Consider the following 24,650-nt stretch of genomic DNA (forward strand, 5'->3'; position numbering starts at 1 on the left):
TATCGACCCGAGCAGGGCTCAGCCGTCCACGCGCCAGCGTTCGCCGACCACGGCGTCGAGGGCACCCTCCACGCACACCGCCAGCGACATCTCCGGATGCCCGGAAGCCCGAAGCCATTGCAGGTAACCGAATTCCGCCGCCGCGAGCATGAGGTGTACCAGCAAACCCGGAGTGCTGTCCTCCCGGGAATCCCGCCCCATTCGCTCCCCGACCAGCTCAACGAGCCGGGCCCGATGTTCCTCGGTGATCAACGCCACCCGCTCCAGCAGATGCGGCGCGGTCCGGAACGCGGCGCGCCAGTGCTCCAGCTCCACCGCCGCCAGCGCCGTCGACCGCGCCAGAATCGACTGTGCGAGCGCCACATCGGCGGGTTCGTCCGCCGCGCGCTCCTCGAGCAGCGCCACGATCCCGGCCCCGCCCTCGCGCACCGGATCCAGCAGCAGATCGTCCTTGCTGCGCACGTGCCGGAAGTACGTGCTGGCCGACACCCCGGCCGCCGCGGCGATCTCCTCGGTCGTCACCTCCGCGAACCCCTTGGCCGCGAACAGTTCGTAAGCCGCCCGCTGGATTTCGTCGCGCACCTGTCGGCGCTGCCGCTCCCGCAATGACATTCGGCCTCCTTCAGTCATTGCGAGTATCTGCCGACATGAGAGTTACTGTCAACAAGGAATCCACTGTCACCTGAAGCCGATCGGCCGCGCAACGTCCCAGCACTCACCATCATGGGAATCGGCTATGGATGGCGGGCACGGCGAGGAGGGTTCGACTTGGTCACGATCATCGGGGGCGGCATTGCCGGATCAGCACTGGCGGGTGCGCTCGCCAGAGCGGGCACTGCGGTCACCCTTTGCGAACAGCAGCCGAAAAACCCAGGTGGCGGCGCTTTCCTGTTCATCGACGGCCGCGGCCACGAGGCACTCGCGGGCCTGGGCGTCGACGAGGCGACCCTGCACGCCGGGTCCTATCCCCTCACCGGCGGCCTCGAATACACCGACAGCGCGGGCCACCACGGCGAAACCCCGGGCCGGGGTCATCGATTCTGGTTGCGCCGCAACTTGATGGCGATCTTGATGGACTTCGTCACCACCTCCGACGCCGAAACCCGTTTCGGCACACCGGTCACCGACCTCACCGCGATCGACGACGAGCTGATCATCGCCGCCGACGGCATCGACTCACGCATCCGCGCCCGGCTCGAACCCGACCGCACCCCGCTCTACGCGGGCGACGTGGTCCTGTACGGCATGACCACCGAACCCCTGAACCTGCCGACGACCCCCGCCACCCTGCACTTCTTCGCCGAATTATCCCCCGCCGGAAACGTTTCCAGCACCCTCGGCCATATCTGGCGGCCCGGCGACCCGGCCGCGCTCTGGTTCCTGCGACTCCCCCGGCCGCCGCTGCCCGGCACCGACGACCTCGGCCTGCAACCGATCGCCGACTGGGCCGACAAGATTCGTGCCGCCACCCCGACCACCCGCTCGATCGTCGAAACGTTCCTCGAGACCACCGAATCGGTGCACGTGAGCAATGCCCGCAATGTCCCGCTCGACGTCGCTGCGCCCCCGAACGATTCCGTCCTGCTCATCGGCGACGCCGACCACGCCATCACCCCGGCGGCCGGTGTCGGCGCCCGCGAGGCCCTCGAAGACGCGCACGCCGTCTACCGGGCCCTCACCTCGAACACCTCCCCCGCCGCCGCCATGGCCGAGCGCCGTCGTCGAATCCTCGACGACCGCGCCCAGGCCGCGGGCGCCCGCCGCTCGGTACGCCGCACCGGCACATAGCCTTTCGGCCCGGTGCGGCGCGATCCGGCCTACGCCCGGCGCAGCGCCAGCACCGGGATGGTGCGAATCCCCGCGGTCTTCTCGGCATAGCCCGCGAAGCCCGGGTACCGGCTGGCCTGAACGTCATAGATCCGGTCGCGATCGGCCCCGGTCACCTCGGAGACCTGAACCGGAAACGTCTCGGTCCCGACCTCGACGTCGGCCTTCCCAGCATCGATGAGGTTGTAATACCAGGCCGGATTCTTCGGCGCCCCCGCCGCCGACGCGAAGATGTACATCACCTTCGGATCCTGCTCATCGGCCTGATACATCAGCGGCGTCACCCCTTCCTTCCCCGACTTCCGCCCGCGATGGTGCACCAGGATCATGGGCGCCCCCTCGAAAGGACCGCCCACCCGCCCTTCATTGGCCCGGAACTCATTGATGATTTGGGTATTCCAGTCATCGCTCATGATCGTCATTCTGCCGAAAAGGGCCGGGCATCCATGGGATGCCCGGCCCTTTCGAGAGCGGAAAGATACCGGTCGTTACGGCAGATGCCGGTGGTTACGGCAGCGGGCCGCCCGCGGCAATCGCCGAGAGGGTGGCGAACTCGTCGCCCTTCAGCGAGGCACCGCCCACCAGAGCGCCGTCGATATCGGTCTGACCGACCAGTTCGCCGACGTTCTTGGCGTTGACCGAGCCGCCGTAGAGGACGCGGACGCCCGCGGCCACTTCGGGATTCGCCAGTTCGGCGAGTTCCTTGCGGATGGCGCCGCAGACTTCCTGGGCGTCGGCCGGAGTGGCGACCTTGCCGGTGCCGATGGCCCAGACCGGCTCGTAGGCGATGACGACCTTGGAGATCTCCTCGGCGGTCAGGCCCTTGAGCGAACCGCGCAGCTGCTCGAGGTTGTAGGCCACGTGGGTCTTGGTCTCGCGCACGCCCAGGCCCTCACCGATGCAGACGATCGGGGTGATGCCGTACTTGAGCGCCTGCTTGGTCTTCGCCAGCACCGTGGCGTCGTCCTCGTTGTGGTACTGACGCCGCTCGGAGTGGCCGACCACGACGAACGAGCAGCCCAGCTTCGCGAGCATGGAACCGCTGATCTCGCCGGTGTAGGCGCCCTCGTCGTGGGTCGACACGTCCTGGGCACCGTAGGTGATCAGGAGACGGTCACCCTCGACCAGCGTCTGCACGCTGCGCAGGTCCACGAACGGCGGGATCACCGTGACGTCGACCTTGTCGAAGTACTTCTCCGGCAACGCGAACGCGATCTTCTGCACCAGAGCGATGGCCTCGAGGTGATTGAGGTTCATCTTCCAGTTGCCGGCGATCAAAGGCTTACGTGCCATGGTTCAGTCCTCCGCTGTGTCTTCTTCAAGCACGGCGAGGCCGGGAAGTTCCTTGCCCTCCAGGTATTCCAGCGACGCGCCGCCACCGGTGGAGATGTGCGAGAAACCGTCGTCGGGCAGGCCGAGGGTGCGCACGGCCGCGGCCGAGTCGCCGCCGCCGACCACCGTGAACGCGCCCTTGGACGTGGCGACCGCGATCGCCTCGGCGACACCGCGGGTGCCGGCCGAGAACTTCTCGAACTCGAACACGCCCATCGGGCCGTTCCAGAACACCGTCTTGGCCTCGGTCAGCAGCGCCGCGAAGCGCTTGGTCGACTCGGGACCGATGTCCAGGCCCATCCAGCCGTCGGGAATCTCGTTGGCCGCCACGGCCTTCGAGTCCGCGTCGGCGGCGAACTTGTCCGCGACGATGATGTCCACCGGCAGGTGGATGACGTCGGCGTACTTGTCCAGCAGCCCCTTGCAGGTCTCGATCATCTCCTCCTGCAGCAGCGAGGTGCCCACCGAAAGGCCCTGTGCCGCAAGGAAGGTGAAGCACATGCCGCCACCGATGACCAGGGTGTCGACCTTGGGCGCGAGCGCCTCGATGACCGCCAGCTTGTCGGAGACCTTCGAGCCGCCCAGCACGACCGCGTACGGCCGCTCGGTGTCGGTGGTGAGCTTGCGCAGCACCTCGGTCTCGGCCGCGACCAGATTGCCCGCGTAGTGCGGCAGCAGCTTGGCCACGTCGTAGACCGACGCCTGCTTGCGGTGCACGACACCGAAGCCGTCGGACACGAAAGCGCCGTCGTCGCCGACGAGTTCGACCAGGGCCTTGGCCAGCTTGGTCCGCTCGGCGTCGTCCTTGCTGGTCTCGCGCGGATCGAAACGCACGTTCTCGACCAGCATGACGTCGCCGTCGGTCAGGCCCTCCGAGCGCGAGAGGGCGTCGTAGCCCACCACGTCACCGGCGAGCTGGACATTGCGGCCCAGCTCCTCGGCCAGCCGCGCCGCCACGGGAGCGAGCGAGAACTTCGGGTCCGGCTCACCCTTCGGGCGGCCCAGGTGCGCGGTCACGACGACCTTGGCGCCGGCCTCGGCCAGCGCCTTGATGGTCGGCGCGGACGCGATGATGCGGCCCGGGTCGGTGATGACGCCGTTGTCGAGGGGCACATTGAGATCGGAGCGCACCAGCACGCCCCGGCCCTCGACACCCTCGTTCAGCAGATCCTGGAGAGTCTTGATCGTCATCGGCGCTTACAGGGACTTGCCGACGAGGCCGACCAGGTCGGCGAGACGGTTGGAGTAGCCCCACTCGTTGTCGTACCAGGAGGCGACCTTGACCTGCTTGTCGATGACCTTGGTCAGCGGCGCGTCGTAGATCGAGGAGTGCGGGTCGGTCACGATGTCGGAGGAGACGATCGGGTCCACGTTGTACTTCAGGATGCCCTTCATCGGGCCGTCCGCGGCGGCCTTCATGGCGGCGTTGATCTCGTCGATCGAGGCGGCCTTGGCCAGGTCCACGGTCAGATCGGTGATCGAGCCGGTCGGGACCGGCACGCGCAGCGCGTAGCCGTCCAGCTTGCCGAGCAGCTCGGGCAGCACCAGGCCGATGGCCTTGGCGGCGCCGGTGCCGGTGGGCACGATGTTCAGCGCGGCGGCGCGGGCGCGACGCAGATCCTTGTGCGGGGCGTCCTGCAGGTTCTGGTCCTGGGTGTAGGCGTGAACCGTGGTCATCAGGCCACGCTCGATGCCGAAGGAGTCGTTGAGCACCTTGGCGATCGGGCCCAGGCAGTTGGTGGTGCACGAGGCGTTGGAGATGATGTTCTGCGAGCCGTCGTACTTGTCGTCGTTCACGCCCATCACGATGGTGATGTCCTCATCGGTGGCGGGCGCGGAGATGATGACCTTCTTGGCGCCGGCGGCCAGGTGGCCCTTGGCCTTGGCGGCGTTGGTGAAGATGCCGGTGGACTCGACGACGACGTCGACGCCCAGGTCGCCCCACGGCAGGGCCGCCGGGCCCTCCTTGATCTCCAGGGCGCGGATCCGCTGCTCGCCGACCACGATGTAGTCGCCGTCGAGGGAAACGTCCTGCGGCAGGCGGCCGAGGATGGAGTCGTACTTCAGCAGGGTGGCAAGGGTCTTGTTGTCGGTCAGGTCATTGACCGCCACGATCTCGATATCGGTGGTGCCGAGGGCCTTCTGTGCCTCGACGGCGCGGAAGAAGTTGCGCCCGATACGGCCGAAGCCGTTGATCCCTACCCGGACAGTCACGTTTTCGCTCCTCAGCTTTGCGGATCGTTTCCGTTGCGCTTCTAACACTAGACCGGTAACGGAAACATCACGGACACACCCCCGCCACGGTGAACTACGAAACGTTCACTTTCGCCACAGACGCCCGGAAGCGCCGCGACCCAACGGGTTGCGACGCTTCCGGATGGTTGTTTTCCGGCCCCGGGGCGGCTCCGTTTCGGCAATCACGGAGTAGCCCGCGTGATTCAGGCCTCTTCGAGCAGCTCTGCGGTGACGGCACTTTCGGTATCGGGCACGCCGAGTTCCTTGGCGCGCCGGTCCGCCATCGACAGCAAACGCCGAATCCGGCCCGCCACAGCGTCTTTCGTCATCGGCGGCTCGGCCAGCTGGCCCAGCTCCTCCAGCGACGCCTGACGGTGCAGCACGCGCAGCTTGCCCGCGGCGGCCAAATGGTCCGGCACATCGTCGGCCAGTATTTCCAGTGCCCGCTCGACCCGCGCCGCCGCCGCTACGGCCGCCCGCGCCGAACGCCGGAGGTTGGCATCGTCGAAGTTCGCCAGCCGGTTGGCCGTCGCCCGGACCTCGCGGCGCATGCGCCGCTCCTCCCAGGTGAGCCTGGTGTCCTGCGCACCCATGCGGGTGAGCAGGGCGCCGATGGCCTCGCCGTCGCGCACCACCACGCGATCGGTGCCGCGCACCTCGCGCGCCTTGGCCGAGATGCCCATGCGCCGGGCCGCGCCCACCAGGGCCAGTGCGGCCTCGGGGCCCGGGCAGCTCACCTCGAGCGCCGAGGAGCGGCCCGGCTCGGTGAGCGAGCCGTGCGCGAGAAACGCCCCGCGCCAAGCGGCTTCGGCATCGCCGATGCTGCCGCCGACCACCTGTGCCGGTAGACCGCGCACCGGACGGCCGCGCACATCGAGCAAACCGGTCTGGCGCGCCAGCGCCTCGCCTTCCTTGGAAACCCGCACTACATACCGGGAAGTCTTCCGGAGCCCGCCGGCGCCGAGCACATGCACGTCCGAGCCGTAGCCGTACAGCTCGAAGATCTCTCGACGCAGCCGACGCGCGATGGAACCCATGTCCACCTCGGCTTCGACGATCACTCGACCGCCGACGATGTGCAATCCACCGGCGAACCGCAGTAGCGCGGACAGTTCGGCCTTGCGCGAACTCACCTGAGATACAGAGAGTCGGCTCAGCTCGTCCTTCACTTCCGCTGTCATCGCCACGAGACGCGCTCCTTTCCACCCAACCCGGACCGCACACGTTGGCCCATATGCCGTCCTTCGACTCGAAGCCCTGCTGATTCCGGCCGAGGTTGCCGGATCACCTGATCCAGTGCGGCGGCAAGCTTTCCGGGGTGGTGCCGGTCCGTCCCCGCCTCGGCGACATCAGCGAAGGTTACTCGTGCACGCAGCTGTTCGGCAGCTCTTGCCAGATGTTCGCGTTCCCTACCCTCGGGTACGGAACCCGAGTCGACCAAAACATGGTCGACTGTGAAATCCGGTGCGTGCTGGGACAATACATGCAGGTGCCGCTCGGCGGAGAATCCGGCCGTTTCGCCCGGTTCGGCAGCGAGGTTGAGCACCAGCACTTTCCGCGCCCGGGTATGCAGCAGCGCTTCGTGCAATTCGGGCACCAGCACGTGCGGGATGACACTGGTGAACCAGCTCCCGGGGCCCAGCACCACCACATCGGCGTGCTCGATGGCCGAGGTCGCCTCGGGGCAGGCGGGCGGATCCGAGGGGATCAGCCGCACCCGGCGCACCTTCCCGGGCGTGGTCGCCACCGCCACCTGACCGCGGATACAGCGGCTCACGCGCGGATCGCCTTCCAGCCCAGAGACATCCGCCTCGATGGTGAGGGCGATCGGCGACATGGGTAGCACGCGCCCGGTGATGCGCAGGACCTTCCCGGCCTCGTCGAGGGCGGCGACGGGATCGCCGAGCTCCTCGGTCAGGCCCGCCAGGATCAGGTTGCCGACCGAGTGCCCGGCCAGCGCGCCGGTCCCGCCGAAGCGGTGTTGCAAAGTTCGCGCCCAGATGCCGTCGGCCTCTTCGGCCAAGGCCGCCAACGCCATTCGAAGATCACCCGGGGGCAGCATGCCGAGCTCGGAGCGCAGGCGGCCCGAGGAGCCGCCGTCGTCGGCCACGGTCACCACCGCGGTGATCTTGCGCGTGAGCCGCCGGATGGCGGTCAGCGTCGAGTACAGGCCGTGTCCACCGCCGAGCGCCACGATGGCCGGATTGGCGGTGCGGCCGTTCGTCTCAGTCATTCCCGCCCCAGATCCCGATGCACCACACGAACCACTACCCCCGACTCATCGTCCGCGCCTAACGCATCGCACAAGGCTTCCGCCATCGCCACACTGCGGTGCTTGCCGCCGGTGCAGCCCACTGCCACGGTCATGTATCGCTTCCCCTCTTGGCGGTAACCCTCGGTCGTCAGGTCGACGAGATGCCGCGCGGTGTCCAGGTAGTCCTGGGCGCCCGGGCGCGACAAAACATACTCACTGACCGGGGCATCCTGTCCGGTCTTTTCGCGGAGTTCGGGAATCCAGTGCGGATTCGGCAGGAATCGCAAATCGAACACCATATCGGCGTCGAGCGGGACTCCGTACTTGAAACCGAACGATTGCACGGTCAGCTGCAGCACGGTGGCGGCATCGCCGCCGTAGACCTCCTCGAGCTTGCGGTGCAGCTGGTGGATGGACAGCGCGGTGGTGTCGATGACCACGTCGGCGGCCGTCTTCACCGGGTCCAGGCGGCGGCGCTCGGCGGCGATGCCGGCGGTCAGCGTGCCGTCGGCGCTCTCGCTCTGCAGCGGGTGGCGGCGGCGCGCGAAACCGAAGCGGCGGATGAGCACATCGTCGGAGGCCTCGAGGAACAGGATCCGGGTGCGCACACCCGCCGCCCGTAGGTGTTCGCCCACGGCCGCGAGGTTTCCGGTGAAGAAGCGGTTGCGCACGTCCATGACGAGCGCGAGTTTGCGAATGGGTGGTTCGGCACTCGCACCGAGTTCCACCATGCGCCCGATCAATTCGGGCGGGAGATTGTCGGCGACGTAGTAGCCGAGGTCCTCGAGCACCTTGGCGGCGGTGCCGCGTCCGGCGCCGGACAGGCCCGTCACGATGACGACCTCGACGGGTGAAGAGTCGGCGGCGGACCGCCCGCGGCGGGCGGTCGGCTGGGAATCACTATCGGTTGTCTTGCTGTTTTCGGCCGTATCGGTACTGGCTTCGACGCGCGTCATGTCCTACCGGTTCGTGTCTGGGGTTCCCTCGATCATCCTGCACCGATGGCCGGAAACGCGGCAGGCGCACGAAGGGAGCGAGACCTAGCTGTAATTTCTGCTCCCGACCAGCACACACGGCGTGTCGCAATTTTTCCGATCGGCGTGTCGGACTCTACCCGGTGAGTCCCGATTCGACGCGCCATGGCGCGCGGATCACGCGCCACACCGATCCGCTATCGGAGTCACACTGCGCCCTCGGCATCACAATGCCCCGCACAGACCTGCTGAAACCGACTGCCCTATGGGGTCTGCAGGGCCGCGAGCACCGCCTTCGCCGTCGCCACGCCGATGCCCGGGACCTCGATGATCTGCTCCACCGTAGCCTGCTTGAGCTTGGCGACCGATCCGAAGTGCTGGACCAGGGCGGTTTTGCGGGTCGCGCCGAGGCCGGGCACCGAATCCAGGACCGATTCGGTCATCCGCCGCGAACGCTTGGAGCGGTGGAAGGTGATGGCGAACCGGTGCGCCTCGTCGCGGACGCGCTGCAGGAGATATAGCGCCTCGCTGGTGCGCGGCATGATCACCGGATCCGGCTCGTTGGGGACCCAGACCTCTTCCAGGCGCTTGGCCAGGCCGATCACCGCGACATCGGTGATGCCCAGCTCGTCGAGGATCTCGGCGGCCGCATTCACCTGCGGCGCACCGCCATCCACCACGTACAGGTTGGGCGGATACGAGAAACGGCGCGGTTTCCCGGTTTTCGGGTCGATGCCGGGCGGCAGATCGGAATCGACCGCGTCGGAATCGGATTCGAGCTCTGCGGCCTCGGCGGCGTCCAGATCGCGGCGCAACTTGCCGAAGCGCCGCCGGGTCACCTCGGCGATGGAGCCGACATCGTCGGAGCGGCCGTCACCGGCGGCCTCCTTGATGCTGTAGTGCCGGTACTCGGACTTACGGGCCAGGCCGTCCTCGAAGACCACCAGCGAGGCCACCACATCGGTGCCCTGCACGTGCGAGATGTCCACACACTCGATGCGCAGCGGCGCGGAGTCCAGATCCAGCGCGTCCTGCAGTTCCTGCAGCGCGGCCGAGCGCGCGGTCAGGTCACCGGCGCGCTTGAGCTTGTGCTGGGCCAGGGCCTCCTGGGCGTTGCGCTGCACGGTCTCGGCGAGGGCCTTCTTGTCCCCGCGCTGCGGTACCCGCAGCTGCACCGCGGACCCGCGCAGCGCCGAGAGCCACTGCTGCACCTGCTCATGGTCGTTGGGCAGCGCCGGGACCAGCACCTCGCGCGGCACCACCGCGCCGGGCTGGGTCTCCCCACTCTGCTCGGCGACCGCCGTCTGCTCGCCGTAGAACTGGGTGAGGAACTGCTCGACGAGTGCAGGCATTTCCCCGCCGGATTCCACCGAGTCGATGGCGTCACCGGACTTGTCGACCACCCAGCCGCGCTGGCCGCGCACGCGACCGTCGCGCACATGGAAGATCTGGACCGCGACCTCGAGTTCATCGATGGCGAAGTCGATGACATCGGCGTCCGTGCCGCTGCCCAGCACCACGGCCTGCTTTTCGAGGGCCCGCTTGAGCGCCTGCACGTCATCGCGCAGCCGCGCGGCCTGTTCGAAGTCGAGTTCGTCGGCGGCCTCGTGCATGCGGCGCTCGAGCTGCTTGACGAGGCGGTCGGTCTTGCCGGAGAGGAAGTCGCAGAAGTCGTCCACGATCTGCCGGTGCTCGGCCGCGCTCACCCGGCCGATACACGGCGCGGAGCACTTGTCGATGTAGCCGAGCAGGCAGGGACGCCCGATCTGGCTGTGCCGCTTGAAGACTCCCGCCGAACAGGTGCGCACCGGGAACACGCGCAGCAGCAGATCGAGGGTCTCGCGAATGGCCCAGGCGTGGGCGTAGGGGCCGAAGTAGCGCACGCCCTTCTTGCGCGCGCCCCGGTAGACGAACACGCGCGGGTATTCCTCATTGAGGCTGACCGCCAGCACCGGATACGACTTGTCGTCGCGGTAGCGGACATTGAAGCGCGGATCGAATTCCTTGATCCAGTTGTATTCCAGCTGCAGCGCTTCCACCTCGGTGGACACCACGGTCCACTCGACGCCGGCCGCGGTGGTCACCATCTGCCGGGTGCGCGGGTGCAGCCCGGCCACGTCCGCGAAGTACGAGTTCAACCGCTGCCGCAGGCTTTTCGCCTTACCGACATAGATGACCTGCCCGAACTTGTCCCGGAACTTGTAGACGCCGGGTTCGACGGGAATGGTGCCCGGGGCGGGCCGGTAGGTCGCGGGATCTGCCACGCATCCAGGTTAGTCATGCCCTCCGACACACCCGCCGCGCCGGTCGCCTGCCATCCGCGGCGGTCGCGGCGACGAAGTATCCGCAAGATCAGTTCAGAGAGGGGAACGCCATGACCGGTCTGCGCTCGCGCCGCCGCTCGCTCGCCATCGCCGGGGCCCTGTGCCTGGCCGCCGCCGCGCTGGTGGCGGTCTCCGTGCCCGCCTCCGCCGAGTCCGAGCGCGGGCTCGACGCCGTGCCCGGCAACTATCTGCGCCACGATTCGACCGTGATGATGATCTGCGGTGGGGCGGTTCAGGATTCGACGCCGCTGCTGCTGGTCGCATAGCGCCCCACCCGTCATCCCGACGTGATTTTGGCCGGGATCCATCGCGGCCCGGCCGGATTCCGGCGAAAAGCATGACGGAATCACGTGGAATGCCATGTTGCAGCGCGTGCACGTTGGCACGTCGCGCAGATATGGGCGCCCGCGAGTCCGCGGCGACGCGCCACGCCGGACAACCGATCTCCGCGAGTTTCCGCTGTCCGGCGCATCTCGCGGTCAGTATGGGACGAACTGTTTCGATTGAACTGTCCGTATACGAGGGAGTTTGTTCGATGACCCAGCATCACCATCTCCACCCGCGCCGCCGCACGCTCGCGATCGGTTCCGCGCTCAGCATCGGCGCGGCGGGCCTGATCGCGGTGACCGGCGCCCCGGCCGCCCACGCCGACAATGTCTGCCGGATCGACAAGACCCTGGACACCGCGACCTTCACCTGCCCGGAGAACGCCTGGTACGCCGCGGTGGTGCAGTGCCTGGGCACCCGCCAGGTCGGCAGCGGCTTCCAGTCCCCCACCTACATCGTGGGCGATTCGCCGCGGCCGCTGATCCCCATGACCATCGAATGCAATGGCGAGGGCAAGAAGGGCATCGTGCTCAACGCGTGGACCGACGGGCCGTTCTGACCCGCCAATCCTGTTCTCCGCTCTGCAACTAGGCGATCTCGCGCCGCAATCGCGGTGCGAGATCGCCTTTTTCACCGATCTCCACGGTCTCGAGTTCGAGCCAATCCGCCATCTCACGCAAGCTTGCAGCGAGTGCACCCGCCACCCGCGCGGTGTCGCGACCCGGTTCGGCGAACGCACCCGGCACCAGCAGACGCCCGCTCGACCGCTCCGCGCGCAGATCCACCCGCGCCACGATCTCGCCGTCGAGCAGGAACGGGAAGACGTAATACCCGTGCACCCGTTTGTGTTCCGGCGTGTAGATCTCGATGCGGTAGTGGAAGTCGAAGAGCCGCTCGGTGCGATCCCGGAAGAAGATGAGCGGATCGAACGGGCACAACAGCGCCGCACCCGTCACCCGGCGCGGCGTCCGCGCCTCGGCATGCAGATAGGCGGGCTTGTCCCAGCCTTCGACGCGCACCGGCTGTAACTCCCCCGCATCGACCAGCTCCGCGATGGCGGGCTCGGTCTGCACACGTTTGAGCCGGTAGTAGTCCCGCAGATCGGTTTCGGTGCCGATCCCGTGCGCCCGCGCCGCCCGCCGCACCAGCTCCCGCACCGCATCGGCCTCGTCGAGTTCGGCCGAGAGCACCTCGGGCGGAATCACATTCGCGGCCAGGTCGTAATGCCGTTGGAAGCCCACCCGTTTGGGCACCGTCAGCTCCCCCGCGGCGAACAGCGCCTCGCACACCACCTTGGTGTCGCTGTAGTTCCAGCCCCAATTGTCCTTGGCCCGTGGCCGATCCAGTTCGAGGTGCCTCTCGATCTCCCCCGCCGTGCTGGCCCCGAACTCCTTGACCACCCCGAGCACGTCATCGGCCAGCGACGGATTGCGCTCCAGGGTCTGCCGCATCCCGCCCCAACGGCCGTTGCGGTACTGCACCATGCGCCAGCGCATGAGCGACCAGTCCTGAACCGGAATCAGGGCCGCCTCGTGTGCCCAGTATTCGATGAGCTGCCGCGGCCGCCGGGCACTGTGTCCCCAAGCCGCCTCGTCCAGGAAGGTCCGGTCATAGGCCCCGATCCGGCTGAACACCGGCGCGTAGTGCGCCCGCACCACCGCCGACACCGAATCCAGCTGCAGCAACCGGGTGCTGTCGAGCACCTTCATCACGGTGCGGCGCGTGGGCGGCCCGCTGGGCCGGGCGGCCGCGAACCCCTGGGCCGCGAGCGCGGTGCGGCGCGCCGCCGCGAGTGTCATCGATCCGGGCATGGAAGTCGGCACACTCGAACCATGCCACGACCCACCGACAACGTCGTCCGATACAGGTCTGTATCGAGCGCCTGTACAGCAGCGACCTCGTTCGATACATTCGTGTATCGAACCTCTAGCGCAAGGAATTGGGCATGATCGAGAACCCGGATGTCATCGTCGTCGGCGCCGGTCTGGCCGGTCTCGTAGCCACTCACGAGCTCGTCAAGGCGGGCCGCCGTGTGCTCGTCCTGGATCAGGAGAACCGCGCCAACCTGGGCGGGCAGGCATTCTGGTCGCTCGGCGGCCTCTTCTTCGTCGACAGCCCCGAGCAGCGGCGGCTCGGCGTCAAGGACAGTCTCGACCTGGCCCTGCAGGACTGGTTCGGCTCGGCCGGCTTCGACCGCGAGGACGAGGACCACTGGGCGCGGCAGTGGGCGCGCGCGTACGTGGAGTTCGCGGCCACCGAGAAGCGGCAGTACCTCTACGACCTCGGGCTGCGGGTGACCCCGGTGGTCGGCTGGGCCGAGCGCGGTGGGGTGACCGCCGACGGGCACGGCAACTCGGTGCCGCGCTTCCACCTGACCTGGGGCACCGGGCCCGAGGTCGTGCGGGTATTTCTCGAGCCGGTGCTCGAGGCCGAGAAGCGCGGTCAGGTCGGCTTCGCCTTCCGCCATCAGGTCGACGAGCTCATCGTCGAGGACGATGCCGTGACCGGTGTGCGCGGCAGCGTGCTCGAGCCCTCGAACGAGGAGCGCGGCGTCGCCTCGTCACGAAACATCGTGGGCGAGTTCGAACTCCACGCCCGGGCCGTCATCGTGTCCTCCGGCGGCATCGGCCACAATCACGAACTCATCCGCCGCAACTGGCCCACCGACCGGCTGGGCCCGTGCCCCGAGCACATGATCTCCGGTGTGCCCGCGCACGTGGACGGGCGCATGCTCGCCATTACCGAGTCCGCGGGCGGGCGCATCGTGAACCGGGACCGCATGTGGAACTACACCGAGGGCATCCACAACTGGGATCCGATCTGGCCCGATCACGCCATTCGCATCATTCCCGGGCCGTCGTCGCTGTGGTTCGACGCCAATGGAAAGCGCATGGCCGCACCGGCTTTCCCGGGTTTCGACACCAATGCCACGATGAAGCAGATTCTCGCGACCGGCTACGACTACTCGTGGTTCATCCTCAATCAGTCGATCATCGAGAAGGAATTCGCGCTCTCGGGGTCGGAGCAGAATCCCGATATCACCGGCAAGGACCTGAAACTCGCGCTCAAGAGCCGCGTGGCCAAGGGCGCGCCAGGCCCGGTGGAGGCGTTCAAGCAGCACGGCTCGGATTTCGTGGTCGCCGATACCCTCGCCGAGCTGATCGCGGGCATGAACAAGCTCTCGCGTGGCCCGCAGCTGGATCTGGCCGATATCGAGCGGCAGATCGTGGCCCGCGACCGCGATGTCGCCAATAAGTTCAGCAAGGACGCCCAGCTCATGGCGGTCAACAACGCGCGGCGCTTCCTGGGCGACAAGGTCCGGGTGGCGAGCCCGCACAAGATCCTCGACCCCGCACACGGCCCGCTGATCGGCGTGCGGCTCAACATCCTGACCCGGAAGACGTTGGGCGGCTTGCAGACCAACCTGGACTCCCAGGTCATCCGCCCCGACGGCACCCCGTTCGCGGGCCTGTACGCCGCGGGTGAGGTCGCCGGTTTCGGTGGCGGTGGCGTGCACGGCTACAACGCGCTCGAAGGCACGTTCCTGGGCGGCTGCATCTTCTCCGGCCGCAATGCCGGACGCGCGATCGGCCGAACCGTCCAGTAACGCAGCCGAACTCCGTCATCCCGGCGCGCTTCTTGGCCGGGATCCATACTCACGGTGTGGATTCCGGCCAAAAGCATGCCGGAATGACGGGGCGGACAGGGTCAGACGACCGCGAACCAGCGGTAGAGGTCGCGGCGCAGCAGCAGCGCCAGCACGACGCCGGACACCATTACGCCAACCAGCACGGTGTATGGCCCGACGCCCGTGGGCATTTCGGCCGAGACCAGGGTGAAGATCCCCAGAAACACCTGCAGGCTGGCCAATCCCAGCGCGGTGATCCAGATCCAGCGCGAGCGCAGCCCGAAAAGCAGTGCGACACCGCCGGTCACCCAGGCGGCGAAGAAGTGGCCGACGCTGCCGACCACGCAGGACACGCCGCCGGTGATGGACAGCAGGCTGTGCAGCACCGCCAGTCCCATCGCGGCGAGTGCGGCGATCTGGGTTTCCCGGACTTTGGCGGGCACGTCGATCTCGGCGCTATCACGGCGCAGCCCCCGCACGCCGTCGAGCGCACGCTCGAAAAAGGTCGCTGGAACACCGTTTTCCGCGGCTATGGGTGTCATATCCACCTCGTCGGCGACAGCCGATTGCGAACTCACAGCACTCCTCATCGAGTAACCCCTGGTCACGCGCCCCCTGCGAACGCGTTGAACCTGACGCTAACCAAATGTTCGGATTCCGGACAATCTGGTTGCGCAAGTTATGACCATGGCCACAGCCGATAGATAGCGCGGCAAACAGTGATCTCGAACACATAACGGCCGCACGCGTTTTCGCGTGCGGCCGTTGAAAAGCGCAGGTCCGGAGACGGTTTCCCAGTGTACCCCCGGAAGCCGGAAACTACTTGTCGTCCAGCGGGATCGGCGGAATCACCGGGAACTCACCGGTGTAGCCCTCGCGCATCTTGGCGATGGCCAGCACCCGCGGGCTGGCGACCTTCCACCCGATCGCGAGCGCCGGAACGATGATCACCAGGCTCGCCACCGTCCACGTACCGACCGGCCGGTCGAATGCCATGAGTACCAGCACCAGTCCCAGGAACGCCAGCGTCGCGTATCCCGTGTAGGGAGCGCCGATCATCCGGAACGCCGGACGCTCGGCCCGCCCCTTCTTCCACCAGGAATACAGCCGCAACTGGCACGCCACAATGGTCGCCCAGGAGGCCAGAATGCCCAGCGAGGCCACGTTCAAGACGATTTCGAACGCCTGCGACGGCACCACATAGTTCAGCCAGATGCCGAACAGCGCGATCACACTGGTGAGCAGAATGCCGCCGTAGGGCACACCCGCCTTCGACATCCGCGAGGTGAATTTCGGCGCGGAACCGTTCATCGACATCGACCGCAGAATTCGGCCGGTGGAATACAGCCCGGCATTCAAACTCGACAGCGCGGCGGTGAGCACCACGAAGTTCATGATCGAGCCCATATGCGCCACACCGAGTTTGCCGAAGAAGGTGACGAACGGGCTTTCGCCGGACTTGTATTCGGTGTAGGGCAGCAGCAGCGCCAGCAGAATCACCGAACCGCAGTAGAACAGCGCGATACGCATGATCACCGAATTGATGGCGCGCGGCATGATCTTGGCCGGATTCTCGGTCTCGCCCGCGGCGATGCCGACCATTTCCACGGCGGCATAGGCGAATACGACGCCCGAGGTGACCGTGACCAGCGGCAGCACACCGGTCGGGAACCAGCCGCCCGCGTCCGAGACCATCCCGAAGCCGGTGCGGGCGCCGTCGACATCGAAGCGACCGGCCAGGAAGATGGTGCCGACGACCAGGAACGTGACCAGGGCCAGCACCTTGATCATGGCGGCCCAGAACTCCATCTCGCCGAACCATTTCACCGAGGCGAGGTTGATGCCGAGCACGATGATCAGCGCGCCCAGCGCCAGAATCCATTGCGCGACCGGCTGGAACGGACCCCAGTAGTGCAGGTAGGTAGCGACGGCGGTGGTGTCGACGATGCCGGTCATGGACCAGTTCAGGAAGTACATCCACCCGGCCACGAATGCGGCCTTCTCCCCGAAGAATTCGCGCGCATAGGAGACGAACGAACCCGAGGACGGCCGGTGCAGCACCAGCTCCCCGAGCGCGCGCAGGATGAAGAAGACGAAGACGCCACAGACCAGGTACACCAGGAACAGCGACGGTCCGGCGCTGTGCAGGCGGCCACCCGCTCCCAGGAACAGGCCGGTGCCGATGGCACCACCGATGGCAATCATCTGCAACTGACGAGGCTTGAGCGCTTTGTGATAGCCGCTGTCCTCGGCGTTGAGGCTGGTGGCAGTTGTCCGGATCTCGGTCATTCGCCGGGTTAACCCTCCGCAATCGTGAGTTGAGGCAGCCTGAGGGTACCTTGCGGTTTGCTGAGCGTTGAATCGGCGCTCCGAGCGGGTGAACTTTCCGCGAATATCAGCGGTCAAGCGACCAATTGGTGTGATCTATCGGTGATTGCCATAAATGCGCTTGAAATCCATAGGCGACCTGCAACAACGCGCTTTCCCGACATCCGGAGCATTCCGCCCGTCAAAGCCCTGCCCCGGCGGCGGCGCGGGGTTAGAGTCCGCTCATGAGGCGCTCGCGACGAACCGGGAGCGGCGCTGCCGCTCTGCTCTTGCTGCTCGGATTGATCACCGCCTGTTCGTCCTCGACGGACAAGACCGCGTCATGCACGGTGTCGCACAACGGAACTCCGGTCACCTCCGGTGTCCCGGCCGGGCCGACCAGCACCAATATGGCGCTCAATCCCGAGGTGGCCACCGGCTATCGGACCGGCATGACCCCGGTGAAGACCGGTGATTTCGCGGTCGCCACCGCCAATCCCGTTGCGACGGAAGCGGCCTGCAAGGTGCTGCGCGACGGCGGCACCGCCGCGGACGCGCTCATCGTGGCGCAGACCGTGCTGAATCTGGTGGAGCCGCAGGCCACCGGCATCGGCGGCGGCGCGTTCCTGATGTACTACGACGCGAACACCAAGTCCGTGGACGCCTACGACGGCCGCGAGACCGCCCCGGCCGCGGCCACCGAGGACTATCTGCGCTACATCAGTCCCGACGATCACACCCAGCCCCAGCCCCGCCCGCAGGCCAGTGGGCGGTCCATCGGCGTGCCGGGCGTGCTGCGGCTGCTGGAGTCGGCGCACAACGAGCACGGCAAGCAGCCGTGGAAGGACCTGTTCACCCCGGCCATCAACCTGGCCGATCAGGGCTTCAAGATCTCGCCGCGGATGGCCAGCCAGATCTTCGACTCCAAGGCCGATCTGGCCCGCGACGACAATGCCAAGGCGTACTTCCTGCAGCCGGATGGCAGCGCGAAGCCGTCGGGCACCACGCTCACGAATCCGGCGCTGGCCAAGACGTTCTCGGCCATCGCGACCGACGGCGCGAACGCCTTCTACACCGGCGCCATCGCCGCCGATATCGTCGACACCACCGCGCTGGCCTCCGGCGGGCGCACACCCGGCCTGCTCGCGCTCGCGGATCTGCAGAACTATCAGACGAAGAAGCGCACCGCGGTGTGCTCGCCGTATCGCGGCCACGAGATCTGCGGCATGCCCAATCCGTCCTCGGGCGGCATCACGGTCGAGTCGGCGCTGGGCATTCTGTCCAATTTCGATCTGGCGTCGATGAAGCCGACCGACCTGTCCGGCGATGCTGAGACCGCGCGCAATGGCGGCAAGCCCAGCGCCGAGGCCGTGCACCTGATCGCCGAGGCCGAGCGGCTGGCCTACGCCGACCGCGACAAGTACATCGCCGACTCGGATTTCGTTCCGCTGCCGGGCAATTCGCCGCAGACGCTGCTGGATCCGAATTATCTGAAGCAGCGTGCGGCACTGATCGATCCGAGCAAGAGCCTGGGCACCGCCAAGCCCGGCGATTTCGGCCCGGTGCCGGTCGGCAACGGCCCGCAGCAGCCCGAGCACGGCACCAGCCACATCTCCATCGTCGACAAGTACGGCAATGCCGCGTCCATGACCACCACGGTCGAATCCGCCTTCGGCTCTTTCCATTTCGTCGACGGCTTCATTCTCAACAACCAGCTCACCGACTTCTCCGCCGAGCCCCTCGACAAGGAGGGCAACCCGATCGCCAACCGCATCGCCGCCGGTAAGCGGCCGCGCAGCTCCATGGCCCCGACCCTGGTCTTCGACCGCAATCCCGACGGCACCCGCGGGCAGCTGCACATGGTCACCGGCTCGCCCGGCGGCGCGGTCATCATCCAGTTCGTCATCAAAACCCTGATCGGCGTGCTGGATTGGGGCATGAACCCGCAGCAGGCGGTGTCGATGATCGACTTCGGCGCGGCCAACACACCCACCACCTACCTGGGCGGTGAACATCCCGCGGTGAACGCCGCCGACAAGGGCGACCACGACCCGATAGTGCAGAAGCTGCGCCAGTTCGGCGATACGGTCTCGGTCAACCCGCAGTCCAGCGGATTGTCGGCGCTGGTCCGCGACGGCGACGGCTGGATCGGCGGCGCCGACCCCCGCCGTGAGGGCGCGGTGCTCGGCAGTCCACGCTAGTGCGGAGCAGCCCGCGCTGAAGCGTCAGTCCTGGTTCTGGGCGCTGTATTTCGCGCCCAGTTCCCGGAACCTGTCCATGGCCGCGGCGGCGCGCATCTTGTCGTTGGACCGGATGGCCATCATGGGCACGTACTCGTCGTGCGCGAGTTCCAAACGGGCCCAGGACTTCTTGTCCGGGAACGAGACGCCCCGGATGTCCTTCCACGGGAATTCGGTGTCGCCCACGATGTTCCGCACCACCACGCCGCGCTTGCCGACCCGCACCCGGGGCCGGGTCAGTAGCAGCACGCCACCGGCCAGCAGCAGGCCGAAGAGCATCAGGCCGATCTGATCGGATACCCGGAAGTTCACGCCGGTGGAGCCGTGCCGCAGTACGAATCCACCGAAGATGAAGATGGCCGCGAGCACGGCCGCCACGATCCGTACGGTGACGATCGCGTGGTGCGGCCGCACCTCGAGGTCCCATTCGTTCTCGGGCACGGCTGAATCGTTCTCGGGCATGACTAAACGGTCTGAGCGAGTTCGCGCAGGGTGAGGGCGGCATCGAGCGCGGCCGCGGCCGCCTGCTCGCCCTTGTTCTCCGCCGAGCCCGGCAAGCCCGCACGATCGAGGGCCTGCTCCTCGGTGTTCACCGTCAACACGCCATTGGTGACCGGGGTGCTCTCGTCCAGCGACACCCGGGTCAGGCCCGCGGTCACCGAATCGCACACGTACTCGAAATGCGGTGTGCCACCGCGGATCACCACGCCCAGCGCGACCACCGCGTCATGGCTGCGGGCCAGCGCCTGCGCCACCACCGGCAGCTCCATGGCACCGGCGACCCGGACCACCGTGATGTCGGCGACGCCGGCCTCGCGGGCGGTCTGCTCCGCATTGGCGACCAGCGCGTCGCAGATGGTGGTGTGCCAGCGCGACGCCACGATCGCCAGCTTGAGGTCCTTGGCATCGGCGAGCTCGAAGGTCGGTACGCCCGTGCCGCTCATCGTTGTTGTGCCCTCTCGGTAGTCAGCAGTCGGTTGGGTCGCGCGGTGCTAGTGCGGGTTTCACCCGGGGCTCAGTGCGCGGTTTCGCCCAGGTCCAAGTCTTCCAGGCCGACCAGGTCGTGGCCCATCCGGTCCCGCTTGGTGCGCAGATAGCGCAGATTGTGCTTGTTGGCGCGCACCGGCATGGCGACGCGCTCGCTGATGCTCAGGCCGTAACCCTCGATGCCCGCGCGCTTGTCCGGGTTGTTGGTGAGCAGCCGCATCGAGGTGATGCCCAGATCGACCAGGATCTGCGCGCCGATGCCGTAGTCGCGGCCGTCGGCGGGCAGGCCCAGTTCCAGGTTGGCGTCGACGGTGTCCGCGCCGCCGTCCTGCAGCTGGTAGGCCTGCAGCTTGTGCAGCAGCCCGATGCCGCGGCCCTCGTGCCCGCGCATGTAGAGCAGCACACCGCGTCCCTGCTCGGCGATCATCTCCAGCGCGGCGTCCAGCTGCGGGCCGCAGTCGCAGCGCAGCGAACCGAACGCGTCACCGGTGAGGCATTCGGAGTGCACGCGCACGAGCACGTCGCGGCCGTCACCGATCTCGCCCATGACCAGGGCGACGTGCTCGGCGTCGTCGTACTCGGACTCGTAGCCGATGGCCCGGAAATCACCGAACTCGGTGGGTAGCTTGGCCTCCGCGACCTGCTTGACGTGCTTCTCGTTGCGACGCCGCCAGGCGATCATGTCGGCGATGGAGATCAGCGCCAGATCGTGCTCGTCGGCGAAGACGCGCAGCTCGTCGGTGCGCGCCATATCGCCCTCGTTCTTCTGCGACACGATCTCGCAGATGACGCCGGCGGGGCTGAGCCCGGCCATGCGGGCCAGATCGACCGCGGCCTCGGTGTGGCCGGGGCGGCGCAGCACGCCACCGTCCTTGGCGCGCAAGGGAACCACGTGACCCGGGCGGGTCAGATCGTCGGATTTGGCGTTCGGGTCGGCGAGCACGCGCATGGTGGTGGCACGGTCGGCGGCCGAGATGCCGGTGGTGATGCCCTCGCGGGCGTCCACGGCGACGGTGTAGGCGGTGCCGTGCTTGTCCTGGTTGACCGCGTACATCGGGGGCAGGCCCAGCCGATCGCAGTCCTCTCCCGTGAGCGGCACACAGATGTAACCGGAGGTGTAGCGGATCATGAAGGCCACGAGTTCGGGGGTCGCCTTCTCTGCCGCGAAGATGAGGTCGCCCTCGTTCTCCCGGCCCTCGTCGTCGACAACGACGACCGCCTTACCGGCGGCGATGTCGGCGACTGCGCGCTCGATGGTGTCGAACCTGGTCACGTCTGTTGTGCTCCATCTCGAATTAGGTGCCTCATTACAGTAGGCCAGCCGCCGTGCCCGTTTTGCGCCGACTCTGGTCTCGCGGAAGATCAGCCGCGCTGTACGAGACGCTCGACGTACTTGGCGATGATGTCGACTTCGAGATTCACGACGGTGCCGACCGGGGCGGTGCCCAGGGTGGTGAGCTCGCGGGTGGTGGGGATGAGCGAGACCTCGAGCCAGTCCTTCGCGCCGTCGGCGTAGGCGTCCTCGGCGATTCCGATGCCCGAGACGGTCAGCGAGATGCCGTCGATGGTGATCGAGCCCTTCTCGACGACATAGCGGGCGAGGCTGTCGGGCAACGAGATTCGCACGACCTCCCAGTTCTCGTACGGGGTGCGCGAGACGATGGTGCCGGTGCCGTCGACGTGGCCCTGCACGATATGGCCGCCCAGGCGGCTGTTCACGGCCGCGGCGCGCTCGAGATTGACGCGGGAACCGACGGTCAGGCCGCCGATGCTGGAGCGGTGCAGGGTCTCGGCCATGACGTCGACGGTGAAGGTGTCGCCCTCGACCTGCTGGTCCACGACGGTGAGGCAGACGCCGTTGACGGCGATCGAATCACCGTGTCCGGCATCGGAGGTCACCAGCGGGCCGCGAATGGTGAGTCGCGCCGAGTCGTCCAGCGATTCGCTGGCGACGATCTCGCCCAGCTCCTCGACGATGCCTGTGAACATGCCTGACCTCTCCGTCCGCGTGTGTGCTCCGCTTGCGCCAACAGCCCACACCACGGGCGGTATTCCCGGGACGAGCGGTTGTCCCCCTCAGCCTAACGACGCGTGGTCGTAGGCGACATGCGGCCTTGTTCACTGGAGAGTTGGAGACCGATGGACGGATGAAATCGGGCATAAGCCAACTTGCGATCCGCAAATTGTCCGAATTAGGTGGCAATCCCAATTGAAAAGTCGGAATTTACCGGTTCGTCATATCGCCTGACCTGGGCCAACGCTGGTGGTACCCAATCCACGACTCGCTTACACCAGAATCTTGCGCAGAACCAAAAATGGTCGCAAGATTGTTATGTCGCTGATTCCAACAGTTCAACTTCTCGGCGAGCAGTTCAATGGAGAACGGTCCCGCGTCCGCCGGCCGATCCAGGCCGGAGACGTTCATCGCAAGCACTCGAACCGAAGGAAGGATGGACCCCGCGCGGGTCGGATCCAGGTGGCAGACAACATCATCGGCACAGTTGGGGGTGCGGCGTGACAACGTTTCTCGATTCGACACTCGAACTTCGCTGCGTACAGTATCGGCGCGAATTTCACCTGCCGGCATCGATCGATCCGACGTCACGACACATCCTGCTGGAGATAGGCAAGCGTTACGGAGCCATCACCATGCCCGCCGAGCTCGGCGAACGCGTTCAGCAGCGGCTGACGCAGGCCGATCTGGCCGGGCCGGTCGTGCATCATCCCCGCGCGCGGCGCTGGACCTTCATCACCGGTCCGGCGCGCCCGGAAACGCTCAGCAAATCGGTGGCGGCGGCGCTGTTCCGCCTCTACGCCACGGTCGCCTGCTCGGGCGCGCAGGTCGTGCTCCCATCCGCCGATGACGAGCGGACGGGATACCGCACCTGGATCCACTCCCCCGACGCCATCGATTCCGTTCCCCCGTTGGAGTCGGTCATCGAGGCGCTGCTCCGCCGCTAGGCGACAACGCTCCAGCCGCTGAGCCGGGGCCGCTCGATCCGCTACGCGGAGGCGGCCTCGACGGCGATCACCTTCTGCCGCAAGGCTTCCACGGTCGCGGCCGGGTCCGGGGTGCCGTACACCGCGGATCCCGCGACGAAGCAGTCCACACCCGCCTCGGCGGCCTGCTCGATGGTGTCCATATTGATGCCGCCGTCGATCTCCACCACCAGGCGCAGCTCCCCGGCATCGACCAATCGGCGCACCTGCTTGGCCTTGTCGAGCACGTGCGCGATGAAAGACTGTCCGCCGAAACCGGGTTCGACGCTCATCACCAGCAGCGTGTCGAACTCCTTGAGGATCTCCAGGTAGGGCTCGATCGGGGTGTTCGGCTTCACCGACAGGCCCGCCTTCGCGCCCGCCGCGCGGATGTCACGCGCCACCGCGATCGGATTGTCGGTGGTCTCGGCGTGGAAGGTGACGTTGTAGGCGCCGGCCTCGGCGTAGCCCGGGGCCCAGCGCTCCGGGTTCTCGATCATGAGGTGGCAGTCCACCGGAATGTCGGTCGCCTTCAGAATGCTCTGCACCACCGGCAAACCCAGCGTCAGATTGGGCACGAAGTGGTTGTCCATGACGTCGACGTGCACCCAGTCGCTGCCCTCGATCGCCTTCAGCTCATCGGCCAGGCGCGCGAAGTCGGCGGACAGGATGGACGGGGCGATCATCGGCGCGGGCCGCTGGAAAGGGGAGGTAGAGGTGCACACACGGCGCAGTCTAACGGCACCCCCTAATGACGCCGCCGTCACCGCGAATGGCTGATTGCCGCGCCCCGGAATGGGTAGCCTCTACAGGGTGATCAACATTTCGGCGGAACAAGGACTGCGGGGAACACCGGTCGAGATCGGCGTCGCCGCCTCCGTCTCCCAGTTGCCCATCGTGCGTGGACTCGCCGAAACACTGGTGCTGCTCAGCGAATTCACCCTCGACGAAGTCGCCGATATCCGGCTCGCGGTGGACGAGGCCGCCTCCACGCTCATCGCCCTGGCCGTGCCCGGCACCACCCTGCAGTGCCGCTTCACCGTCGGCGAGTCCGATTTGCTGGTTCGGGTCAGCGGCATCGCCCGCGCCGAGGGCCTACCGGATCAGCGCAGCTTCGGCTGGCATGTGCTGCGCACGCTCTCGGACGAGGTGACCGCCGGCCAGGAACCCTTCGATCAGGCGCTCTCCGGATACCCGACGGCAGTGGAGTTCCGGCGGGTCCGGGGGAAGGCGTAG

The 24,650-nt window shown here is 67.1% G+C and carries 24 protein-coding genes; 7 read left to right on the forward strand and 17 right to left on the reverse strand.

The features are described from left to right. Positions 1 to 18 precede the first annotated feature (18 nt). Positions 19 to 612, reverse strand: coding sequence for a TetR/AcrR family transcriptional regulator (locus ON43_RS19340; RefSeq protein ID WP_174416475.1), 594 nt, complete (start codon positions 610 to 612; stop codon positions 19 to 21). Positions 613 to 768: 156 nt separating this feature from the next. Between ON43_RS19340 and ON43_RS19345 the strand changes: the two genes are divergently transcribed. Further along, positions 769 to 1,788, forward strand: coding sequence for an FAD-dependent monooxygenase (locus ON43_RS19345; protein WP_040809449.1), 1,020 nt, complete (start codon positions 769 to 771; stop codon positions 1,786 to 1,788). A gap of 29 nt (positions 1,789 to 1,817) precedes the next feature. On the opposite strand, the gene ON43_RS19350 is transcribed toward ON43_RS19345, so the two are convergent. From ON43_RS19350 to uvrC, 8 genes are all read right to left on the reverse strand, one after another. Beyond that, positions 1,818 to 2,249, reverse strand: coding sequence for a nitroreductase/quinone reductase family protein (locus ON43_RS19350; RefSeq protein ID WP_373283461.1), 432 nt, complete (start codon positions 2,247 to 2,249; stop codon positions 1,818 to 1,820). Positions 2,250 to 2,334: 85 nt separating this feature from the next. Next, positions 2,335 to 3,120 (reverse strand): triose-phosphate isomerase, encoded by a 786-nt coding sequence (tpiA, locus tag ON43_RS46270; protein ID WP_040809451.1) that lies wholly within the window; start codon positions 3,118 to 3,120, stop codon positions 2,335 to 2,337. Between the two features lie 3 nt (positions 3,121 to 3,123). After that, positions 3,124 to 4,350 (reverse strand): phosphoglycerate kinase, encoded by a 1,227-nt coding sequence (locus ON43_RS46275; protein ID WP_040809453.1) that lies wholly within the window; start codon positions 4,348 to 4,350, stop codon positions 3,124 to 3,126. Positions 4,351 to 4,356: 6 nt separating this feature from the next. After that, entirely contained in the window at positions 4,357 to 5,373 is a 1,017-nt protein-coding gene (gene gap, locus ON43_RS19365) for a type I glyceraldehyde-3-phosphate dehydrogenase (RefSeq protein ID WP_040809455.1), read from the reverse strand. Between the two features lie 224 nt (positions 5,374 to 5,597). Continuing rightward, positions 5,598 to 6,581 (reverse strand): DNA-binding protein WhiA, encoded by a 984-nt coding sequence (gene whiA / locus ON43_RS19370; RefSeq protein ID WP_040809457.1) that lies wholly within the window; start codon positions 6,579 to 6,581, stop codon positions 5,598 to 5,600. After that, positions 6,572 to 7,627, reverse strand: coding sequence for a gluconeogenesis factor YvcK family protein (locus tag ON43_RS19375; RefSeq protein ID WP_040809459.1), 1,056 nt, complete (start codon positions 7,625 to 7,627; stop codon positions 6,572 to 6,574). Before ON43_RS19375 ends, whiA begins: the two co-directional genes overlap by 10 nt. Further along, positions 7,624 to 8,604, reverse strand: a complete 981-nt coding sequence (gene rapZ / locus ON43_RS19380; protein ID WP_040809463.1) for an RNase adapter RapZ — start codon at positions 8,602 to 8,604, stop codon at positions 7,624 to 7,626. Before rapZ ends, ON43_RS19375 begins: the two co-directional genes overlap by 4 nt. Positions 8,605 to 8,885: 281 nt before the next feature. Further along, entirely contained in the window at positions 8,886 to 10,886 is a 2,001-nt protein-coding gene (uvrC, locus tag ON43_RS19385) for an excinuclease ABC subunit UvrC (protein ID WP_040809465.1), read from the reverse strand. Between the two features lie 110 nt (positions 10,887 to 10,996). Here uvrC and ON43_RS19390 point away from each other — a divergent pair, with 110 nt between their 5' ends. After that, positions 10,997 to 11,212 carry a hypothetical protein gene (locus tag ON43_RS19390; protein WP_040809467.1) on the forward strand — a complete coding sequence of 72 codons (216 nt, stop codon included), beginning with the start codon at positions 10,997 to 10,999 and terminating at the stop codon, positions 11,210 to 11,212. A 269-nt stretch (positions 11,213 to 11,481) separates the two neighbouring features. Beyond that, positions 11,482 to 11,832, forward strand: coding sequence for a hypothetical protein (locus ON43_RS19395; RefSeq protein WP_040809469.1), 351 nt, complete (start codon positions 11,482 to 11,484; stop codon positions 11,830 to 11,832). 28 nt (positions 11,833 to 11,860) lie between these two features. On the opposite strand, the gene ON43_RS19400 is transcribed toward ON43_RS19395, so the two are convergent. Further along, a complete protein-coding gene (locus tag ON43_RS19400) occupies positions 11,861 to 13,072 on the reverse strand; it encodes a winged helix-turn-helix domain-containing protein (protein WP_040809534.1) in 1,212 nt (403 codons plus the stop codon). Between the two features lie 146 nt (positions 13,073 to 13,218). On the opposite strand from ON43_RS19400, the gene ON43_RS19405 reads away from it, so the two are divergent. Continuing rightward, entirely contained in the window at positions 13,219 to 14,880 is a 1,662-nt protein-coding gene (locus ON43_RS19405) for an FAD-binding dehydrogenase (RefSeq protein WP_040809471.1), read from the forward strand. A 101-nt stretch (positions 14,881 to 14,981) separates the two neighbouring features. On the opposite strand, the gene ON43_RS19410 is transcribed toward ON43_RS19405, so the two are convergent. Both ON43_RS19410 and ON43_RS19415 read right to left on the reverse strand, forming a co-directional pair. After that, on the reverse strand, positions 14,982 to 15,479 hold the full coding sequence (locus ON43_RS19410; protein ID WP_040809472.1) for a hypothetical protein: 498 nt from the start codon (positions 15,477 to 15,479) through the stop codon (positions 14,982 to 14,984). Positions 15,480 to 15,720: 241 nt separating this feature from the next. Continuing rightward, positions 15,721 to 17,190, reverse strand: coding sequence for an amino acid permease (locus ON43_RS19415; protein WP_040809473.1), 1,470 nt, complete (start codon positions 17,188 to 17,190; stop codon positions 15,721 to 15,723). Positions 17,191 to 17,453: 263 nt separating this feature from the next. Here ON43_RS19415 and ON43_RS19420 point away from each other — a divergent pair, with 263 nt between their 5' ends. Continuing rightward, positions 17,454 to 19,409 (forward strand): gamma-glutamyltransferase family protein, encoded by a 1,956-nt coding sequence (locus ON43_RS19420; RefSeq protein WP_040809474.1) that lies wholly within the window; start codon positions 17,454 to 17,456, stop codon positions 19,407 to 19,409. Between the two features lie 24 nt (positions 19,410 to 19,433). Here the strand turns inward: ON43_RS19420 and ON43_RS19425 are convergent, their stop codons facing one another. The 4 genes from ON43_RS19425 to ON43_RS19440 form a co-directional block, all read right to left on the reverse strand. After that, a complete protein-coding gene (locus tag ON43_RS19425) occupies positions 19,434 to 19,910 on the reverse strand; it encodes a PH domain-containing protein (RefSeq protein ID WP_051178707.1) in 477 nt (158 codons plus the stop codon). 2 nt (positions 19,911 to 19,912) lie between these two features. After that, on the reverse strand, positions 19,913 to 20,392 hold the full coding sequence (ribH, locus tag ON43_RS19430) for a 6,7-dimethyl-8-ribityllumazine synthase (protein WP_040809475.1): 480 nt from the start codon (positions 20,390 to 20,392) through the stop codon (positions 19,913 to 19,915). A gap of 71 nt (positions 20,393 to 20,463) precedes the next feature. Further along, positions 20,464 to 21,708 (reverse strand): bifunctional 3,4-dihydroxy-2-butanone-4-phosphate synthase/GTP cyclohydrolase II, encoded by a 1,245-nt coding sequence (locus ON43_RS19435; protein ID WP_040809477.1) that lies wholly within the window; start codon positions 21,706 to 21,708, stop codon positions 20,464 to 20,466. An 89-nt stretch (positions 21,709 to 21,797) separates the two neighbouring features. Next, the gene (locus ON43_RS19440) at positions 21,798 to 22,424 is read right to left on the reverse strand and encodes a riboflavin synthase (protein ID WP_040809479.1); all 627 of its coding nucleotides are present in this window, start codon (positions 22,422 to 22,424) and stop codon (positions 21,798 to 21,800) included. 660 nt (positions 22,425 to 23,084) lie between these two features. On the opposite strand from ON43_RS19440, the gene ON43_RS19445 reads away from it, so the two are divergent. Next, on the forward strand, positions 23,085 to 23,396 hold the full coding sequence (locus tag ON43_RS19445) for a hypothetical protein (RefSeq protein WP_245568664.1): 312 nt from the start codon (positions 23,085 to 23,087) through the stop codon (positions 23,394 to 23,396). A gap of 41 nt (positions 23,397 to 23,437) precedes the next feature. On the opposite strand, the gene rpe is transcribed toward ON43_RS19445, so the two are convergent. Then, positions 23,438 to 24,100 (reverse strand): ribulose-phosphate 3-epimerase, encoded by a 663-nt coding sequence (gene rpe / locus ON43_RS19450; protein ID WP_040809481.1) that lies wholly within the window; start codon positions 24,098 to 24,100, stop codon positions 23,438 to 23,440. Between the two features lie 127 nt (positions 24,101 to 24,227). Between rpe and ON43_RS19455 the strand changes: the two genes are divergently transcribed. Beyond that, positions 24,228 to 24,650, forward strand: a complete 423-nt coding sequence (locus tag ON43_RS19455) for an ATP-binding protein (protein ID WP_040809483.1) — start codon at positions 24,228 to 24,230, stop codon at positions 24,648 to 24,650.

The sequence above is a fragment of the Nocardia concava NBRC 100430 genome (assembly GCF_000308815.1).
Classification (GTDB): Bacteria; Actinomycetota; Actinomycetes; order Mycobacteriales; family Mycobacteriaceae; genus Nocardia; species Nocardia concava.

Bases quoted from the DNA above. Each gene is read 5' to 3' on its own strand.
- ON43_RS19375 (WP_040809459.1), bottom strand. From the start codon at position 7,627: ATGACTGAGACGAACGGCCGCACCGCCAATCCGGCCATCGTGGCGCTC.
- ON43_RS46275 (WP_040809453.1), bottom strand. From the start codon at position 4,350: ATGACGATCAAGACTCTCCAGGATCTGCTGAACGAGGGTGTCGAGGGC.
- ON43_RS19425 (WP_051178707.1), bottom strand. From the start codon at position 19,910: ATGCCCGAGAACGATTCAGCCGTGCCCGAGAACGAATGGGACCTCGAG.
- ON43_RS19395 (WP_040809469.1), top strand. From the start codon at position 11,482: ATGACCCAGCATCACCATCTCCACCCGCGCCGCCGCACGCTCGCGATC.
- ON43_RS19445 (WP_245568664.1), top strand. From the start codon at position 23,085: ATGCCCGCCGAGCTCGGCGAACGCGTTCAGCAGCGGCTGACGCAGGCC.
- ON43_RS19420 (WP_040809474.1), top strand. From the start codon at position 17,454: ATGAGGCGCTCGCGACGAACCGGGAGCGGCGCTGCCGCTCTGCTCTTG.
- ON43_RS19340 (WP_174416475.1), bottom strand. From the start codon at position 612: ATGTCATTGCGGGAGCGGCAGCGCCGACAGGTGCGCGACGAAATCCAG.
- ON43_RS19350 (WP_373283461.1), bottom strand. From the start codon at position 2,249: ATGACGATCATGAGCGATGACTGGAATACCCAAATCATCAATGAGTTC.
- ON43_RS19400 (WP_040809534.1), bottom strand. From the start codon at position 13,072: ATGACACTCGCGGCGGCGCGCCGCACCGCGCTCGCGGCCCAGGGGTTC.
- rpe (WP_040809481.1), bottom strand. From the start codon at position 24,100: ATGATCGCCCCGTCCATCCTGTCCGCCGACTTCGCGCGCCTGGCCGAT.
- ON43_RS19440 (WP_040809479.1), bottom strand. From the start codon at position 22,424: ATGTTCACAGGCATCGTCGAGGAGCTGGGCGAGATCGTCGCCAGCGAA.
- tpiA (WP_040809451.1), bottom strand. From the start codon at position 3,120: ATGGCACGTAAGCCTTTGATCGCCGGCAACTGGAAGATGAACCTCAAT.
- ON43_RS19390 (WP_040809467.1), top strand. From the start codon at position 10,997: ATGACCGGTCTGCGCTCGCGCCGCCGCTCGCTCGCCATCGCCGGGGCC.
- rapZ (WP_040809463.1), bottom strand. From the start codon at position 8,604: ATGACGCGCGTCGAAGCCAGTACCGATACGGCCGAAAACAGCAAGACA.
- ribH (WP_040809475.1), bottom strand. From the start codon at position 20,392: ATGAGCGGCACGGGCGTACCGACCTTCGAGCTCGCCGATGCCAAGGAC.
- ON43_RS19415 (WP_040809473.1), bottom strand. From the start codon at position 17,190: ATGACCGAGATCCGGACAACTGCCACCAGCCTCAACGCCGAGGACAGC.
- ON43_RS19405 (WP_040809471.1), top strand. From the start codon at position 13,219: ATGATCGAGAACCCGGATGTCATCGTCGTCGGCGCCGGTCTGGCCGGT.